The following is a 15,220-nucleotide window of genomic DNA, read 5'->3' as shown; positions in this document are numbered from 1 at the left end:
CGTGGAACCGCTCATCGGCAGCGTTGGCCGCCGCCCCTGCGACGCGCGCGGCCGCGTTGGCCGGCTTCGTCGGCGTGGTGATGGCACTCATGACTTACGCTCCCAGAACGCCGGACCCACAGCCTCGATGAAGTCACTGCGGGCAACCAAGTATCCCTCTTCGTCCACAGTGATCGGAAGCTGTGGGAGAGGACGGGTCGCCGGCCCGAACCGCGGCTTGGCGTACTCGAACACGTCGAACTGCGACTGGTGGCACGGGCAGAGCAGCAGACCGGTCTGCTGCTCGAACAGCGAGGTCGGGCAACCCAGGTGCGTGCAGATCTTCGAGTACGCGTACAGGTCGCCGTAGTTGAAGTCCTCCTGGCCCGCGCGCTTCGTGATCGCCTGGTTCGGCCGCATGCGGATGAGCATGACCGGAGCGTCGGCCCGCTTGAGGGCGGCGACCAGTGCGTGCTCGTCGTTCCGCTCGGACTCGCGGAACGGGAAGACCGTCTCGAAGCCGCCCGGCTCGACGTCCTCGGGACGCACCAGGGAGACCTCGTGGAAGTTGCCGGTGTGGCGGCGGAGGTAGACCTTCTCGCCCTTCTCCGCCTTCCAGCCGGTGTGCCAGAGCGAGTTCTTGGTCTCGCTGTCGGAGTGCGGGTTCTTGACCAGCGCGCCCAGCGGGACGACGGCCACGCCCAGGCCCAGCACGCCCGCGCCGAGACCGGCGGTGCGCTTGATCAGGCTGCGGCGGCCGATGCCGCTGCGCTGGCCCGCGTCGGACAGCTCGGCCACCAGGGTGGCGCGGTCGACCGCGGTCGACGGGCCGTCGTGGCGCTGCTGCACCGCGAGCTCGTCGGGGAGGAACTTCTTGGTGTAGAGCAGCGCGCCGACGCCCAGGCCCAGCACGGACAGGCCGAGGAACAGGCCGATCAGCGGGTTGTACAGGTTGTGCAGGAGGTGGCCCTCGGCGTTGGACGGGGACTCGTACTCCCACGGCCAGAAGAGGAACACGCCGAGGAAGGCGAGGCCGGACAGCGCCGAGATCAGGAACCAGATGGCCACCTGGCGCTGGGCGCGGCGCTCGGCGCGCGTGCCCTCGACCGGCCACTTCTCCTCGTAGTGGACGAGCTCGACGCCGTCCATCCTGGTGCCGAGCTTGACGAGGTCGTCCCGGCTCATCTCCGCGAGCTCTGCCTCGCTGGGCAGCTCGGTCGGCTTGTCGCCGCTCATGCCTTGGCTCCGATCCAGAGGGTCACGCCGATGAGCGCGGCGATGCCCACGATGAACGCGATCAAGCCCTCGGAGACGGGTCCGAACCCACCCAGGGCGTTACCGCCGGAGTTGTTGTTCCCGTCGGTGACCGACTTGACGTACGCGATGATGTCTTTCTTCTCTTCCGGCGTGAGCTGGCGCTCGCCGAACTTCGGCATGTTCTGCGGGCCGCTCAGCATCGCCGTGTAGATCTGGTCCTCGGTGACGCCGTCGAGCGCCGGCGCGAACTTGCCGGACGACAGCGCGCCACCACGCCCCGTGAAGTTGTGGCAGCTGGCGCAGTTGAGGCGGAAGAGCTCGCCACCGCGCGCCGGGTTGTCGCCGCGCAGGGCCTCGCCGGACTCGGAGGGCTTCTTCGGGCCCGCGCCGCCGTTGGCGTCGATGTAGGCCATCAGCGCGTTGATCTCCTCAGGGGAGAGCTTCGCGGGCTTGCGGATGGCCTGCGCCTCCTGCCGCGCCATGGGCATGCGGCCGGAGGAAGTCTGGAAGTAGACCGCGGCGTCACCGACGCCGACGAGGCTCGGCCCGCGGCTCTCGACACCCTCCAGGGACCTGCCGTGGCAGCTCTGGCAGGTGTTCAGGTAGATCTGCTCGCCCTGGCGGACCAGGGCGTCCTGCTGCTGTGCCTGCGCGGTCTGCGCGGTGGGCGCGAACGCGGTGAACAGCAGGCCGGCGCTCAGCAGGCCGAACCCCAGTGCGAGCAGGCCGGCGACCCGGCGGCGCAGCTTCGTGCGGGCGCCGCGGGGGCGTTTCGTAGTGGTGGTCATGGTGTGCGGCAACCCTTGCTGTCAGTTCGGGAGCTCGTGGCTTGGCTGTGTGCCGACTGGGTCAGGGCACGATGTAGATGATGGCGAACAGGCCGATCCACACGACGTCGACGAAGTGCCAGTAGTACGACACGACGATGGCGGAGGTGGCCTGAGCCGGCGTGAACTTGCTGAGCTTCGTCCGGATCAACAGGTAGACGAACGCGATCAGACCGCCGATGACGTGCAGGCCGTGGAAGCCGGTCGTCAGGTAGAAGACGGTGCCGTAGGCCGACGACGGGATCGTCGTGCCGTGCTCGACCAGCTCGACGTACTCACCCGCCTGGCCGCCCACGAAGATCGCGCCCATGATCAGCGTCACGATGTACCAGCGACGCAGACCGAAGACGTCACCGCGCTCCGCTGCGAACACGCCCCACTGACAGGTGAAGGACGACGCGACCAGGATGATCGTGAAGACCGACGCGTAGGGGACGTTCAGGTGGGTCGGAGGCGGGGGCCAAGGTCCCTCGTTCTGGGCCTTCACCGTGAAGAACATGGCGAAGAGGCCAGCGAAGAACATGAGCTCGCTGGACAGCCAGACGATCGTGCCGACGCTGACCATGTTCGGGCGGTTCAGCGAGTGCACGCGCTGGCCGATTGAAGGCGCTGCCGTGGTCACGAGCAGCATTATTGCCTGCGCTATTTCCGCCCGCCCATCGGGTCCTGGGCGGATCATGGGTCGGCTGGGTCACATGGCGCGTGACCCAGGAGGAGGTCAAAGGGATGGGCTTGCTGGGCCGATTGCGGGAACTGCTGCACCGGCGGGACGAACCGGTGCTGTCCTTGAACGATCCGGACCTCGTCGTGGTCGTCGAGGCGTTCGACGTCGTGGAGGCCGATTCGGCCGCTCTGGCGCGGTCGCCGCGGTGGCGGGCCGACGAGCTCGCGGTGTTGCGGCACCACGTCCGCATCCCGCCTGACCAGGTAGAACGCGCGCGGGAGCTGCTGGAGCCGGACGGCTGGGTGCTCGTCGCCGGTGATATATCGCATATCAGCCGGGTGCAGAAGCTGGACGCGCTGCACTGCGCGCAGGAGCGGTCGCGGATGGCGTCGCTGGCGCAGCGGCTCGGCGGTGACGCCCTGGGGTGGGACGCCCTGCAACCGGCCCGATAGCATCGCCGCGACCTTGGTCACTTTCTTCACGACCCAGTCAGCAGTAGCAGTGGAGGATCGAGAGATGAGCACGCAGACCACGAAGATCCTGGTGTTCAGCCACCGACCCGAGGTGCGTGAGACGATCATCACTGCCGTCGGCCGCCGCCCGGCGCCGGACCTGCCCCGCGTGGACTACGTCGAGGCCGGCGCGATCGCCGACGTGCTGTACGAGGTGGACAACGGCACCGTCGACCTGCTGATCCTCGACGGCGAGGCGCAGCCGACCGGTGGCATGGGCCTGTCCCGCCAGCTCAAGGACGAGATCACGAACTGCCCGCCGATCGTCGTGGCCGTGCGCCGCAAGGACGACCGGTGGCTCGCGACCTGGTCGCAGGCCGACGCGGTGCTGGTGCACCCGCTGGACCCGCTGGCCGCCGCCGAGACCGTGGCAGAGGTGCTGCGGGGCTCGGCTGTTCCCGTCGTCAGGGGCTGAGCCCGCGATGGGCGAGCGCACCTGGCCGTCGCTGCTCAACCGCCTGCTCGACGGTGTCGACCTGACCGCCGACGACACGGCCTGGGGCATGGACCGGGTCATGTCGGGTGAGGCGACGCCGGCGCAGATCTCGGCGTTCGTCGTCGCGTTGCGCGCGAAGGGCGAGACGCCGGAGGAGGTCGACGGCCTGGCGACGATGATGCTCAGCCACGCCCGCCGCTTCGACGTGGGCGTGCGCGCGACCGACATCGTGGGCACCGGCGGCGATCATTCCGGTTCGGTGAACATCTCGACGATGGCCGCGATCGTCACGGCCGCGGCGGGCGTCCCGGTGGTCAAGCACGGCAACCGGGCGGCGTCGTCGCAGTGCGGCACGGCGGACGTGCTGGAGGCGCTGGGCGTCGCGATCGACCTGCCGCCGGAGGGCGTGCGGGCGACCGTGGCGGAGCTGGGCATCGGGTTCTGCTTCGCGCCGGTGTTCCACCCCGGCTTCCGGCACGCGGGCCCGGTGCGGCGGGAGATCGGCATCCCGACGTCGTTCAACCTGCTCGGGCCGCTCACGAACCCGGCGCAGCCGCAGGTCGGCCTGATCGGCTGCGCGCGGGCGGTCGCGGCTCCGCTGATCGCGGGGGTGTTCGCACGCCGCCGCAACACGGCGCTGGTCGTGCGCGGTGACGACGGCCTCGACGAGATCACGACCACCACGACGACGTCGGCGTGGCTCGCGCAGGACGGCGAGGTGCGCGAGGAGCGGATCGACCCGGCGGTGCTGGGTGTGCAGCCCGCGCGCGAGGAGGACCTGAAGGGCGGCGACGCGTCGGTCAACGCCCAGGTGGTCCGCGACCTGGTGGCCGGCAAGACGGGTTCCGTGCGCGACGCGGTGCTCGTGAACGCGGCGGGCGCCATCGCGGCGCACGGCGGGTTCTCCGGCGACCTGCACGCCGACCTGGCGGCCTCGCTGGGCCGTGCCGCCGAGGCGGTCGACTCGGGTGCGGCGAGCACGCTGCTGGGCCGTTGGGTGGAGCTCTCGACGTCCCTGAAGGGCTGAGACCACCCGGTTCGGTCACGCGGCGCGTTCGGCGCGTGACCGGGCCGGTGCAGCTGCCGCAGTGGCGTAGTCCGTGCGAGTGACGGCCCGGAGATGCGCGCCACGTGGTAACCCGGCGGCAACCGCCACCTGGAATGCTGGAGCCATGGTCCTCTACCCGGTGATGAAGCACGTCGTCGCGCGCGCAGCCCGCATGGTCTACCGCCCGGTGGTCGTCGGTCTGGAGAACGTCCCGACCGACGGCCCCGTCATCCTGGCGGCGAACCACCTCAGCTTCATCGACAGCGTCGTGATCCCCATGGTGGTGCCGCGGCGCGTGTCGTTCCTGGCGAAGGCGGAGTACTTCACCGGCACCGGGGTCAAGGGCGCGATGTCCCGCTGGTTCTTCTCGTCGCTGGGCCACGTGCCGGTGCACCGCGGCAAGGGCCGTGACGCCCGTGCCGCGCTCGACACGGCGGCGGAGATCCTGGCGCGCGGGGACGCGTTCGCCATCTACCCCGAGGGCACCCGCTCGCTCGACGGCATGCTGCACCGCGGTCGCACCGGTGTCGCGCGCATGGCGCTGGAGTCGGGTGCGCCGGTCGTGCCGGTCGGCATCATCGGCACGGACAAGGTCCAGCCGGTCGGCAGCCGGTTCCCGAAGGTCGTCCCGGTGACCGTGCGGTTCGGCGAGCCGCTCGACTTCAGCCGCTACGACGGCATGCAGGAGTCGCTGCCGGTGCTGCGCAGCGTCACCGACGAGATCATCTACCGCATCCTCGACCTGAGCGGCCAGGAGTACGTCGACGCGTACCAGAAGACCCCGGTCGCCGCTTAGACCGCTCACGGCCCGCTGAGGCCGTCGCAGGGACCATGTCGAAGGCCCTCCCCCGCTGGCGCGAGCACAGCGACGGGAGGGCCTTCGTGCGAGATGCGGGACGCCGTGCACGACCGAGGCCCCCTCCGCGAACAGAGGGGGCCTCGGTAGAGCAAATATCCGATATATCGGATATCAGTCGTGGTTGGGTCCGGTGTGGTACTCGAACACCAGGCCGCCGACGGTGATCAGCACGAGGATGATCGCGATCACGAGCAGCCACACGTGCCAGAACGCCACCGCGACACCCGCGGTCGCCGCCGCGGCGGCGAGGCCGATCGGCCAGTACGAGCCGGGGCTGAAGAAGCCCAGCTCACCGGCACCGTCGGAGACCTCGGCCTCGGGGTTGTCCTCGGGACGGACCTCGATGCGGCGGGCGACGAACCGGAAGTAGGTGCCGACGATGAGCGCCAGACCACCGGTGAGCGCGAGCGCCACCGTGCCGGCGGGCTCGACCGCGCCGGTCGCCTGGTGCGTCCAGTAGCCGTAGACGACGGCCATCAGGAACGAGAAGGCCATCACCAGGTCGAATACGCGAGCTTCGATCTTCATCGCGGGGCGTCCCTACTTCTGACCCGCGCCGGACGCCTCACGGGCGGTCCGGTCGGTGTTGAACGGGGTGGTCGTGGTGGCCAGCGGCGAGCACCAGTCCTTGCAGCCCACCTTGGCGAGCGCCTCGGCCGTGGTGTACGGCTTGCCCGTCTTCTCGTTCGTCTCCTTGCGGAACCCGATGTACTTGTCGAAGTCCGCCTGCTCCAGGGCGCGGACCTCGAAGTTCATCACCGCGTGGTAGGAGCCGCACAGCTCGGCGCACCGGCCGACGAACGCACCGGGACGCTTGATCTCGTCGATCTGGAAGACGTTGTCCTGGTTGTTCTTCTTCGGGTCCGGGAAGACGTCCCGCTTGAAGTGGAACTCCGGCACGAAGAACGAGTGGATGACGTCCGTCGACTCCAGGGTGAACTGGACGCGCTTGCCGGCCGGGAGCACCAGGATCGGGACCTCACCCGAGGTGCCGACCGTGCTGACGACGTTGCCCGCCTCGGTCTTGTGGTCCGGGTACTGGAACTCCCAGTTCCACTGGAACGCGATGACGTCGACGTTCACGTCCGGCTTGCCCGACTTGTCCGTCACGTAGTTCTGCGTGACGGCCGTGAAGTAGAACAGCACCGCCACGATCACCGTCGGCACGACGATGAGCACGATCTCCAGCGGGAGGTTGTACGCCGTCTGACGCGGCAGCTCCTCCGACTTCTTGCGGTGGAACGCCACCGACCACAGGATCAGACCCCACACGATGACGCCGACGACGAGCGCGGCGATCACGGACCAGGTCCAGAGCTCGCGCATCTTCTCGGCCTGCGGCGTGACGGCCACCGGCCAGCCGAAGCGCAGCACCTCGTCCGTGGAGCAACCGGTGGCCCCGATACCGACCAGGCCCACCAGGCCAGCGGTTTTCGCCAGCCGGGATGCCCTGGTGCCCTCCTTCAGGCCCACTGCTCGCCCGCCTCCTCGTTCCATGCCAACGGATCAAGCGGGAGCGTAGCCCAGCGCGGGAGGGCTCACCCCTCGGGGGCACCGCCGCTGCGGTGCAGTTTCGGTCACACAGAGCCCCTTCGGCATACTGGGGACTTCCCCCTTCGTATTTCTGAGAGGTGCGAGAGCCTTGTGCGGCCTGGCAGGACTTGTATGCCCTAGCGAGAACGAGGCCGAGAGCGCCCGCCCGGCGGTGGAGTCCGCACTGCGCTGCATGCGGCACCGCGGCCCGGACGAGAGCGGCACGCGGCGGGTGGACGAGGTCGTCTTCGGGTTCAACCGCCTGGCGATCATCGACATCGAGCACTCCCACCAGCCGCTGACCTGGGGACCGCCGGAGTCGCCGAACCGGTACACGATCAACTTCAACGGCGAGGTCTACAACTACCTGGAGCTGCGTGCCGAGCTCACCGAGAAGCACGGCGCGGTCTTCCACACCGACGGCGACACCGAGACGATCGTCGCCGCCTACCACTACTTCGGCCCCGCGGCGATCTCGAAGCTGCGCGGCATGTTCGCCTTCATCATCTGGGACGCCGAGCGCAGGGTGCTGTTCGGCGGCCGCGACCCGTTCGGCATCAAGCCGCTGTACTGGGCGCAGGGGGCGCTGGGCGTCGCGTTCTCCAGCGAGAAGAAGATCCTGCTGGAGATCTCCCGCACGCTGGCCATCAACCCGCAGCTCAACGTGAAGGGCCTGCAGCAGTACCTGACGCTGCAGTACGTGCCGGAGCCCGACTCGCTGCACGACTCGATCCACCGGGTCGAGTCCGGTCACTCGTTCACGCTGGTCCCCGGTGAGGCGCCGCGGTTCGAGCGGTACTTCCCGGCCGAGTTCCGGGTGCGCACCGTCCGCAGCGAGGCGGAGGCCGACGCGCTGTACGACGAGATCACCGCCGCGCTGCGCGACTCGGTCGCCAAGCACATGCGCGCGGACGTGACGGTCGGCTCGTTCCTGTCCGGCGGCATCGACTCCACCGTGGTCGCGGCGCTGGCCAAGGAGCACAACCCGGACCTGATCACGTTCACCACGGGGTTCGAGCGCCAGGGCTTCTCCGAGGTCGACGTGGCGGCGGAGTCGGCGGCGCTGATCGGCGTGAAGCACGTCGTGCGCACGGTCAGCCCGCAGGAGATGATGGACTCCCTGCCGCTGATCACCTGGTACCTCGACGACCCGGTGGCGGACCCGGCGCTGGTGCCGCTGTGGTTCATCGCGCGGGAGGCGCGCCGGCACGTCAAGGTCGTGCTGTCCGGTGAGGGCGCGGACGAGCTGTTCGGCGGGTACACGATCTACCGCGAGCCGTTGTCGCTGTCGGCGTTCGAGAAGGTGCCGGGGGCGCTGCGCAAGGCGATGGGCAAGGTGTCGACGAAGATCCCGCAGGGCGTGCGCGGCAAGGACCTGCTGCGCCGGGGCGCGCTGACGCTGGAGGAGCGCTACTACGGCAACGCGCGCATCTTCCTCGACCCGCAGCTGCGGGAGGTCCTGCGCACGTACGACCCGAACACCTCGCACAGGGACGTGACGGCCCAGCCGTACCGCGAGTCGCGGCACTGGGACCCGGTCACGCGCATGCAGCACGTCGACCTGTTCACCTGGCTGCGCGGCGACATCCTGGTCAAGGCCGACAAGATGACCATGGCGAACTCGCTGGAGCTGCGCGTCCCGTTCCTGGACCCGGAGGTCTTCAAGATCGCCTCGCAGATCCCGAGCGAGCTGAAGATCACGAAGGACACCACGAAGTTCGCGTTGCGCAAGGCGATCCGCGACATCGTGCCCGCGCACGTGCTGAACCGCCGCAAGCTCGGCTTCCCCGTGCCGATCCGGCACTGGCTCAAGGACGAGATGCACGACTGGGCGGTCGAGCACGTGCGCGCGTCGCAGACCGACCAGTACATCGACAAGCAGGCGGTGCTGCGGCTGATCGAGGAGCACCGGTCGGGCGTGCTCGACCACAGCCGCCGCATCTGGGCGCTGCTGGTGTTCATGATCTGGCACGGCATCTTCGTCGAGAACCGCATCACGCCGGTGGTGCCGGAGCCGCACTACCCGGTCAAGCTCTAGCCAGGACGCGAAAGGGCCCCTCCGCGGAGGGGCCCTTTCGTTCGGCGGTGGTTACCGGCGGCCCTGTGCGCTGCACATCGCGTAGGAGCTGACGACGGTCTCCGGTGCCGCCATGAGCTCCAGGTAGCGGTCGAGCTCGTCGTCGGACAGCGGGAGCTTCGCGCGGGCCTGGCGTGCGCTGGCGGCGAGCAGCCGGCAGCCCGACGAGCCGCCCTGCCACTCCTGCACCTCGCGGGAGCCGCTGACGTCGTGCATTCCGACGTCCTGCAGCGCGCGTTCGACGCGGGCGCCCCAGGCGAGTTCGGCACCGGCCTGGTCGAGCAGCGTGAGCAGGGCGTTCTTCACCCGCATGATGAGCTTGGCGTCGTCGGGGGCGGCGGCGAGGACCTCCAGCGGGAGGCAGTCGAACTCGTCGAGCACGAGCCAGCCGCCGGGGCGCAGCGCGTCGCGCAGCTTGCGCAGGACGAGGTCGCGGGCCGGGAGGTGGAAGAGCACGCCGCGGGCGTGGACCAGGTCGAACGCGTTGCCCGGCAATATGTTGGACACCACGTCGTGTTCGAGGACGGTGACGTTGTCGCGCTCCCGCAGCCGCGAGACGTCGAGGTCGGTGACCGTCACGTGCCCGGACGGGGCGACGACGTCGGCGAGCCAGTTCGCCACCGATCCGCCACCGCCACCGATCTCGAGGCAGCGCCAGCCGTCTGTGATGCCGAGCCGCTCGACGCGGGCGAAGGTGCCCGCGTCGAGCAGGGAGCTCAGCGCGTCGAACTGCGGGTCGAGCGACTCACCGGAGTCGCCTAACAGGTACGTCCCCATTGTCCGATCATGGCAGGACCGGGGCGATCTCCTCAGCCGCTTCGCCGCCGAACGCGCCGCGGATGCGGGCGAGGGCGGGCTCGCGCTCGAGCTTCCACTCCTGCGTGCCGACGGTCTCGAGGACCTCGACGGCGATCAGGGAGCCGAGCTGAGCTGCGCGTTCGAGGCCGAGGCCCGCGGAGGTGCCGGCGAGGAACCCGGCGCGGAAGCCGTCGCCGACACCGGTCGGGTCGGTCTTCGCGACCTCGGGGACGGCGGGCACGTGCAGCGAGGAGCCGTCGCGGTCGACGATCTCCACGCCCTTGGCGCCGAGGGTGGTGACCCGGCGGCCGACCCTGGCCAGCACGTCGGCCTCGGTCCAGCCGGTCTTCTGGAGCAGCAGCTCCCACTCGTAGTCGTTGCTGAACAGGTACTCGGCGCCCTCGACGAACGTGCGCGCCTGCTCGCCGTCCATGCGGGCCAGCTGCTGCGACGGGTCGACGGCGAAGCGGTAGCCGCGCTGACGGCACTCCTCGGCGTGGCGGAGCATGGCGGCGGGGTCGTCCGGGCTGATCACGACGAGCTCGAGGTCGGCGACCCTGTTCGCGATCGGGGCCAGCTCGATGTTGCGGGCCTCGGCCATCGCGCCGGCGTAGAAGGAGGCGATCTGGCACATGTCGTCGTCCGTGGTGCAGACGAACCGCGCGGTGTGCGCGACCTCGGAGACGTACACGCCGGAGGTGTCGACGCCGTGCCGTTCCAGCCACGAGCGGTAGTCGTCGAAGTCCTTGCCGACGGCGCCCACGAGCACCGGCCGCATCCCCAGCACACCGAGACCGAACGCGATGTTCGCGCCGATGCCGCCGCGGCGGACGACGAGGTCGTCGACCAGGAAGCTCAGCGACACCCGGTCGAGGCGCTCCGCGACCAGCTGGTCCGCGAACCGGCCGGGGAAGTGCATGAGATGGTCGGTCGCGATGCTGCCGCACACGGCTACCGGCACCAGTCGGCCCTCACTTTCTTGTTGCTCGACGCGCGGCTGACCCGGACGAGTGCAGCCGCGAAGACTACTGTTTGGTAGGGCTTTCGCAGGTCACAGCACCGACATACGGTCGAGCGGTGACGATCCCCGAGGCGACCACGATGACCGAGCTGATCGACGACTGCGCGCAGCTCCCCTTCGCTCTGACCCACCCCGAGCACCCCCTGCCCGCACCGCGGGCGGCCGCGGCCTGGCTGATCGACGACCGCAGCACGAGCCAGGTCGAGGGCCTGGCCGAGTACGGCGTCTGACCGCTCGGAGCCCGGACAGCAGGTCCACACAGCGCGAGGCCGCGTTCCCGTCGTGCGGGAACGCGGCCTCGCGCATTGGTCGCCTTAGTGGAACGAGTCGCCGCAGGCGCAGGACCCGCCGGCGTTCGGGTTGTCGATCGTGAAGCCCTGCTTCTCGATCGTGTCCACGAAGTCGATGACGGCGCCTTCGACGTACGGGGCGCTCATGCGGTCAACGGCGACCTTCATGCCGTTGAAGTCCACCATCGCGTCGCCGTCGAGCGTGCGCTCGTCGAAGAACAGCTGGTACTTCAGGCCGGCACAACCACCGGGCTGGACGGCGATGCGCAGGTGCATGTCGTCGCGGCCCTCCTGGTCGAGCAGCGCCTTGGCCTTGACGGCGGCCGCATCGGTCAGCGTCACGCCGTGGGTCGGCGCCTCGGAGGTCGAAGCGGCATCCTGAGCGGTCGTCATGGCTCTCCTAAGAGGTCCTTTGCGGGCGGTTCGCCCTTCAACAACACGGGCGTTCCCCGCTTTGTTCCGCTCTCCATGGTCCCACAACACGGCCCCTTGTCGAACGTCACGTGGGCCACCCTCCAGCCACCAGCGACGACGCCAACCGATATATCAGTCGGCGGGTCAGTGCGACCACTGCCGGGACACGTGCCGTGCCGTTGCAACGAGACTTTTGCGGGCGTCCGCAATCGATTTTTGCACGGAGCCGACGTGCTCGGAGACGGAGTAGGCGTCCTGGACGCCGGCGGCGGCCATCTCGCGGCGGCCGACGCTGACCTGGCCGGCGATGGCGATGCAGGGGACGGCGCGGTCGGCCGCTCCGGCGGCGACGGCGGTGATGAGCTTGCCGCGCAGGGACTGCCAGTCGAAGCTGCCCTCGCCGGTGACGACGAGGTCGGCGGCGTCGAGTGCGGCGTCGAGGGCGGTGAGCTCGCGGACGAGGCCGGCGCCGGACCGCACGGTCGCGCCGAGGGTGAGCAGGGCGGCGCCGAGACCTCCGGCAGCTCCGGCGCCTGATATATCGGATACGGGCTTCAGGACGTCCATGGCGGCGAGCTTGGCTTCGAGGCGTTCCACGGCTTCCGGGGACGCGCCCTTCTGCGGGCCGAACGTGCGGGCGGCGCCGTGTGGGCCGAGCAGCGGGTTCTCCACGTCCGATGCGGCCACCAGCGATATATCAGTCAGCTCGACGGCGGCGTCGGCCAACGCGGCGAGCATGCCCGCGCCGCCGTCGGTAGTGCCGGAGCCGCCGAGGCCGACGACGATGACATCGTTGTCAGCCGCAGCTGCCGCGATGAGCTCGCCGACGCCGCGGGTCGTGGCGGTCTCGCAGGACGCGGCGCGCAGCTCGGCCGGGACGAGGTGCAGGCCGCACGCCTCCGCGGACTCGACGTACGCGGTGCGCTTGCCGTCGTGGGTGTGCCGCAGCCAGCGTGCTTCGACCGGCGTGCCGAGTGGGCCGGTGACGGTGGTGTGTTGGACATCGCCGTCGAGTGCGGCGTGCAGAACCTCGACGAAGCCGGGGCCGCCGTCGGCGAGCGGGCGCCGCACGACGACGTCGTCCGGCTTGGCCTCGTGCCAGCCGGTGGCGATGGCGTCGGCGGCCTCGCGGGCGGTCAGGGTGCCGCCGAAGCAGTCCGGGGCGATGAGTACGCGCACCTCGCGAAAGGTACAGAAGAACCACTGCCCTACCCTGGTGCCGTGAGGTTCCTGCGCCGCAACTCCGACGACACCGCCACCGCCACCGAAGCACCCGCGACGGAGGCCGAGCTCGCCGAGCCGCTCGACCGGAACCGGACCGCGGGCAAGGGCCGTGCGACGCCGAAGCGCCGGGAAGCGCAGGCCAGGCGCAGCGGTCCCGTCCCGCCGCCGCCCCGCACGCAGCGCGAGGCGTTCAAGCGCATGCGCGGCAACAAGGTGAGCAAGGAAGAGCGCCGTGCCGCGGCCGCCGACCGCCGTGCGCGGATGATGGCGGGCGACGAGAAGTACCTGCCGGTGCGCGACCGCGGGCCGGTCAAGGCCTACATCCGCGACCTGGTCGACTCGCGCCGCAACCTCATGGGCCTGTTCATGCCGCTCGCGATCCTGGTGTTCGTGGCGCTGCTGACGCCGTCGCTGGCGGTGCAGCGGTACGCGACGCTGGCGACGACGTTCATGCTGATCGCGATGATCATCGAGGGCTTCGTCCTCGGCCGGATCGTCACGAAGCGGGTGCGGGCGAAGTTCCCGACCGAGCCGATCAAGGGCATCTCGATCGGCTGGTACGCGTTCATCCGCGCGAGCCAGCTGCGCAAGCTGCGCATCCCCAAGCCGCGCGTGGGCCCCGGCGACGCCGTCAAGTAGGTGGTCCGGCTGTCACTGCCGGAGCGGCTGCGGTGGGACCACAACGCGTGGTACCGCCGCTGGCTGCTCCGGCAGTTGCCGTCCGGGGCCGGGTCGGCGCTGGACGTGGGCTGCGGGCTCGGTGACCTCGCCCGGTCGGTCGACGCGCGGAGCGTCACGGCGATCGACGCGAACGAGCGCATGGTCGAGCGCGCCAGTGCGACGAGCACGCGCGTGCGGTGGGTCCACGGCGACGTCCTCACGCACGACCTGGGGCGGTTCGACGTCGTCACGGCCGAGGCGAGCCTGCACCACCTGCCGTTGCGCGAGGGGCTCGCGCGGCTGGCCGGGCTGACCGCGCCGGGCGGGCGGCTGGTCGTCGTGGGGCTGTACTCGCTCGCCACGAAGGCCGAGCTGGTGGTGGAGGCCGTCGCGCTGCCCGCGAACGCGCTCGTCGGGATCGCGAAGTGGGCCACCGGTCAGCGCACCGGTGCGCACGACTCGGAGATGCCGGTCGTGTGGACCGCTCCGACGTTGGCCGAGATCCGCGCGGCGGCGCGGGAGAGCACGCCCGGTGCGCGCGTGCGCAGGCGGTTGTTCTGGCGGTACACGCTGGTCTGGGACGCTCCCGAAGTTCATTAGCAAGCCGAAGGAACTCGGACTAAGCTCCGATGTATGAAGTTCCGTCGTCTTGGCCGCAGCGGCCTGAGCGTCAGCGAGATCACCTACGGCAACTGGCTCACGCACGGTTCGCAGATCGAGGAGGACCAAGCGCACGCCTGCGTGAAGGCCGCGCTGGAGTCCGGCATCACGACCTTCGACACCGCCGACGTCTACGCGAACACCGCGGCGGAGTCGGTGCTCGGCCGGGCGCTCAAGGGCGAACGGCGCGAGTCCCTGGAGCTGCTCACGAAGGTCTACTGGCCGACCGGCCCCGGCGGTCCCAACGACCGCGGCCTGGGCCGCAAGCACGTCATGGAGTCGGCCAACGCCTCCCTGAAGCGCCTGCAGACCGACTACGTCGACCTCTACCAGGCCCACCGGTACGACCACTCGGTGCCGCTGGAGGAGACGATGCTGGCGTTCGCCGACCTCGTCCGCCAGGGCAAGGTCCTCTACGTCGGTGTCTCCGAGTGGACCGCCGAGCAGATCACCCGCGGTGCCGCGCTGGCCCGTGAGCTCAAGGTGCCGTTCGTGTCGCACCAGCCGCAGTACTCGATGCTGTGGCGCGTCATCGAACCGCAGGTCGTGCCGGTGTGCGAGCGCGAGGGCATCAGCCAGATCGTGTTCTCCCCGATCGCGCAGGGCGTCCTGACCGGCAAGTACCTGCCGGGTGCCGAGGCGCCGGCGGGCTCGCGGCTGGCCGACGAGCGCGGGTCGCAGATGATCGCCCGCTGGGTGCGCGACGACGTGCTGACCGCGGTGCAGCAGCTCAAGCCGATCGCCGACGAGGTGGGCGTCACGATGGCGCAGCTCGCGGTGGCGTGGGTGCTCAAGAACCCGAACGTCGCGTCCGCGATCATCGGCGCCTCGCGGCCGGAGCAGGTCGTCGAGAACGTCAAGGCGGTCGACGTCGAGCTCGACGACGAGGTGCTGAAGAAGATCGACGGCGTGCTCGAGGGCGTCGTCACGGACGACCCGAGGCTCACCGCCGCCGGCTGAT

Annotated in this window: 18 protein-coding genes; 9 read left to right on the top strand and 9 right to left on the bottom strand. The window is 69.9% G+C overall.

Features of this window, described 5'->3' with window-relative positions; genetic code table 11:
- Positions 1-87: 87 nt before the first annotated feature.
- The 3 genes from qcrA to ctaE all read right to left on the bottom strand — a co-directional run bounded on the left by qcrA (position 88) and on the right by ctaE (position 2,694).
- Positions 88-1,215: a cytochrome bc1 complex Rieske iron-sulfur subunit gene (qcrA, locus tag ACZ7CH_RS34345; protein WP_458433765.1), complete on the bottom strand. Its 1,128-nt coding sequence runs from the start codon at positions 1,213-1,215 to the stop codon at positions 88-90.
- Positions 1,212-2,024, bottom strand: coding sequence for a cytochrome bc1 complex diheme cytochrome c subunit (gene qcrC, locus ACZ7CH_RS34340; protein ID WP_360397440.1), 813 nt, complete (start codon positions 2,022-2,024; stop codon positions 1,212-1,214). Before qcrC ends, qcrA begins: the two co-directional genes overlap by 4 nt.
- 61 nt (positions 2,025-2,085) lie before the next feature.
- Positions 2,086-2,694: an aa3-type cytochrome oxidase subunit III gene (ctaE, locus tag ACZ7CH_RS34335; protein WP_285647246.1), complete on the bottom strand. Its 609-nt coding sequence runs from the start codon at positions 2,692-2,694 to the stop codon at positions 2,086-2,088.
- Positions 2,695-2,789: 95 nt separating this feature from the next.
- Here ctaE and ACZ7CH_RS34330 point away from each other — a divergent pair, with 95 nt between their 5' ends.
- From ACZ7CH_RS34330 to ACZ7CH_RS34315, 4 genes are all read left to right on the top strand, one after another.
- A complete protein-coding gene (locus tag ACZ7CH_RS34330; protein ID WP_360397438.1) occupies positions 2,790-3,179 on the top strand; it encodes a hypothetical protein in 390 nt (129 codons plus the stop codon).
- A 64-nt stretch (positions 3,180-3,243) separates the two neighbouring features.
- Positions 3,244-3,654: a hypothetical protein gene (locus tag ACZ7CH_RS34325; protein ID WP_360397437.1), complete on the top strand. Its 411-nt coding sequence runs from the start codon at positions 3,244-3,246 to the stop codon at positions 3,652-3,654.
- 7 nt (positions 3,655-3,661) lie between these two features.
- The gene (gene trpD / locus ACZ7CH_RS34320; RefSeq protein WP_360397435.1) at positions 3,662-4,702 is read left to right on the top strand and encodes an anthranilate phosphoribosyltransferase; all 1,041 of its coding nucleotides are present in this window, start codon (positions 3,662-3,664) and stop codon (positions 4,700-4,702) included.
- Between the two features lie 145 nt (positions 4,703-4,847).
- The gene (locus ACZ7CH_RS34315) at positions 4,848-5,519 is read left to right on the top strand and encodes a lysophospholipid acyltransferase family protein (protein WP_470375808.1); all 672 of its coding nucleotides are present in this window, start codon (positions 4,848-4,850) and stop codon (positions 5,517-5,519) included.
- A 174-nt stretch (positions 5,520-5,693) separates the two neighbouring features.
- Here the strand turns inward: ACZ7CH_RS34315 and ACZ7CH_RS34310 are convergent, their stop codons facing one another.
- Complete coding sequence (locus tag ACZ7CH_RS34310) at positions 5,694-6,110, bottom strand: cytochrome c oxidase subunit 4 (protein WP_360397431.1); 417 nt, start codon at positions 6,108-6,110, stop codon at positions 5,694-5,696.
- 12 nt (positions 6,111-6,122) lie between these two features.
- Positions 6,123-7,055, bottom strand: coding sequence for an aa3-type cytochrome oxidase subunit II (gene ctaC, locus ACZ7CH_RS34305; protein WP_360397429.1), 933 nt, complete (start codon positions 7,053-7,055; stop codon positions 6,123-6,125).
- Between the two features lie 169 nt (positions 7,056-7,224).
- On the opposite strand from ctaC, the gene asnB reads away from it, so the two are divergent.
- On the top strand, positions 7,225-9,153 hold the full coding sequence (gene asnB, locus ACZ7CH_RS34300) for an asparagine synthase (glutamine-hydrolyzing) (RefSeq protein WP_360397427.1): 1,929 nt from the start codon (positions 7,225-7,227) through the stop codon (positions 9,151-9,153).
- Positions 9,154-9,204: 51 nt separating this feature from the next.
- On the opposite strand, the gene ACZ7CH_RS34295 is transcribed toward asnB, so the two are convergent.
- Both ACZ7CH_RS34295 and ACZ7CH_RS34290 read right to left on the bottom strand, forming a co-directional pair.
- The gene (locus ACZ7CH_RS34295) at positions 9,205-9,969 is read right to left on the bottom strand and encodes a class I SAM-dependent methyltransferase (RefSeq protein WP_360397425.1); all 765 of its coding nucleotides are present in this window, start codon (positions 9,967-9,969) and stop codon (positions 9,205-9,207) included.
- 7 nt (positions 9,970-9,976) lie between these two features.
- Positions 9,977-10,909: a carbohydrate kinase family protein gene (locus ACZ7CH_RS34290; RefSeq protein WP_470375810.1), complete on the bottom strand. Its 933-nt coding sequence runs from the start codon at positions 10,907-10,909 to the stop codon at positions 9,977-9,979.
- Positions 10,910-11,067: 158 nt separating this feature from the next.
- Between ACZ7CH_RS34290 and ACZ7CH_RS34285 the strand changes: the two genes are divergently transcribed.
- Complete coding sequence (locus ACZ7CH_RS34285; RefSeq protein WP_360397423.1) at positions 11,068-11,241, top strand: hypothetical protein; 174 nt, start codon at positions 11,068-11,070, stop codon at positions 11,239-11,241.
- A gap of 84 nt (positions 11,242-11,325) precedes the next feature.
- Here the strand turns inward: ACZ7CH_RS34285 and ACZ7CH_RS34280 are convergent, their stop codons facing one another.
- Positions 11,326-11,694, bottom strand: a complete 369-nt coding sequence (locus tag ACZ7CH_RS34280; RefSeq protein WP_053737629.1) for a HesB/IscA family protein — start codon at positions 11,692-11,694, stop codon at positions 11,326-11,328.
- Positions 11,695-11,859: 165 nt separating this feature from the next.
- Positions 11,860-12,894 (bottom strand): glycerate kinase family protein, encoded by a 1,035-nt coding sequence (locus ACZ7CH_RS34275; protein WP_470375807.1) that lies wholly within the window; start codon positions 12,892-12,894, stop codon positions 11,860-11,862.
- Positions 12,895-12,936: 42 nt separating this feature from the next.
- On the opposite strand from ACZ7CH_RS34275, the gene ACZ7CH_RS34270 reads away from it, so the two are divergent.
- From ACZ7CH_RS34270 to ACZ7CH_RS34260, 3 genes are read left to right on the top strand one after another with little or no spacing between them, the layout of a single operon-like run.
- Entirely contained in the window at positions 12,937-13,578 is a 642-nt protein-coding gene (locus ACZ7CH_RS34270; protein WP_360397419.1) for a DUF3043 domain-containing protein, read from the top strand.
- Positions 13,579-14,199 carry a class I SAM-dependent methyltransferase gene (locus tag ACZ7CH_RS34265; RefSeq protein WP_458433769.1) on the top strand — a complete coding sequence of 207 codons (621 nt, stop codon included), beginning with the start codon at positions 13,579-13,581 and terminating at the stop codon, positions 14,197-14,199.
- A gap of 33 nt (positions 14,200-14,232) precedes the next feature.
- The gene (locus ACZ7CH_RS34260; protein WP_360397415.1) at positions 14,233-15,219 is read left to right on the top strand and encodes an aldo/keto reductase family protein; all 987 of its coding nucleotides are present in this window, start codon (positions 14,233-14,235) and stop codon (positions 15,217-15,219) included.
- The last annotated feature ends 1 nt before the right edge of the window (position 15,220 follow it).

The sequence above is a fragment of the Lentzea sp. NPDC037011 genome, assembly GCF_055607425.1.
The sequence above is the reverse complement of the archived record's forward strand: the minus strand, read 5'-3'. Positions and strand labels throughout refer to the sequence as shown.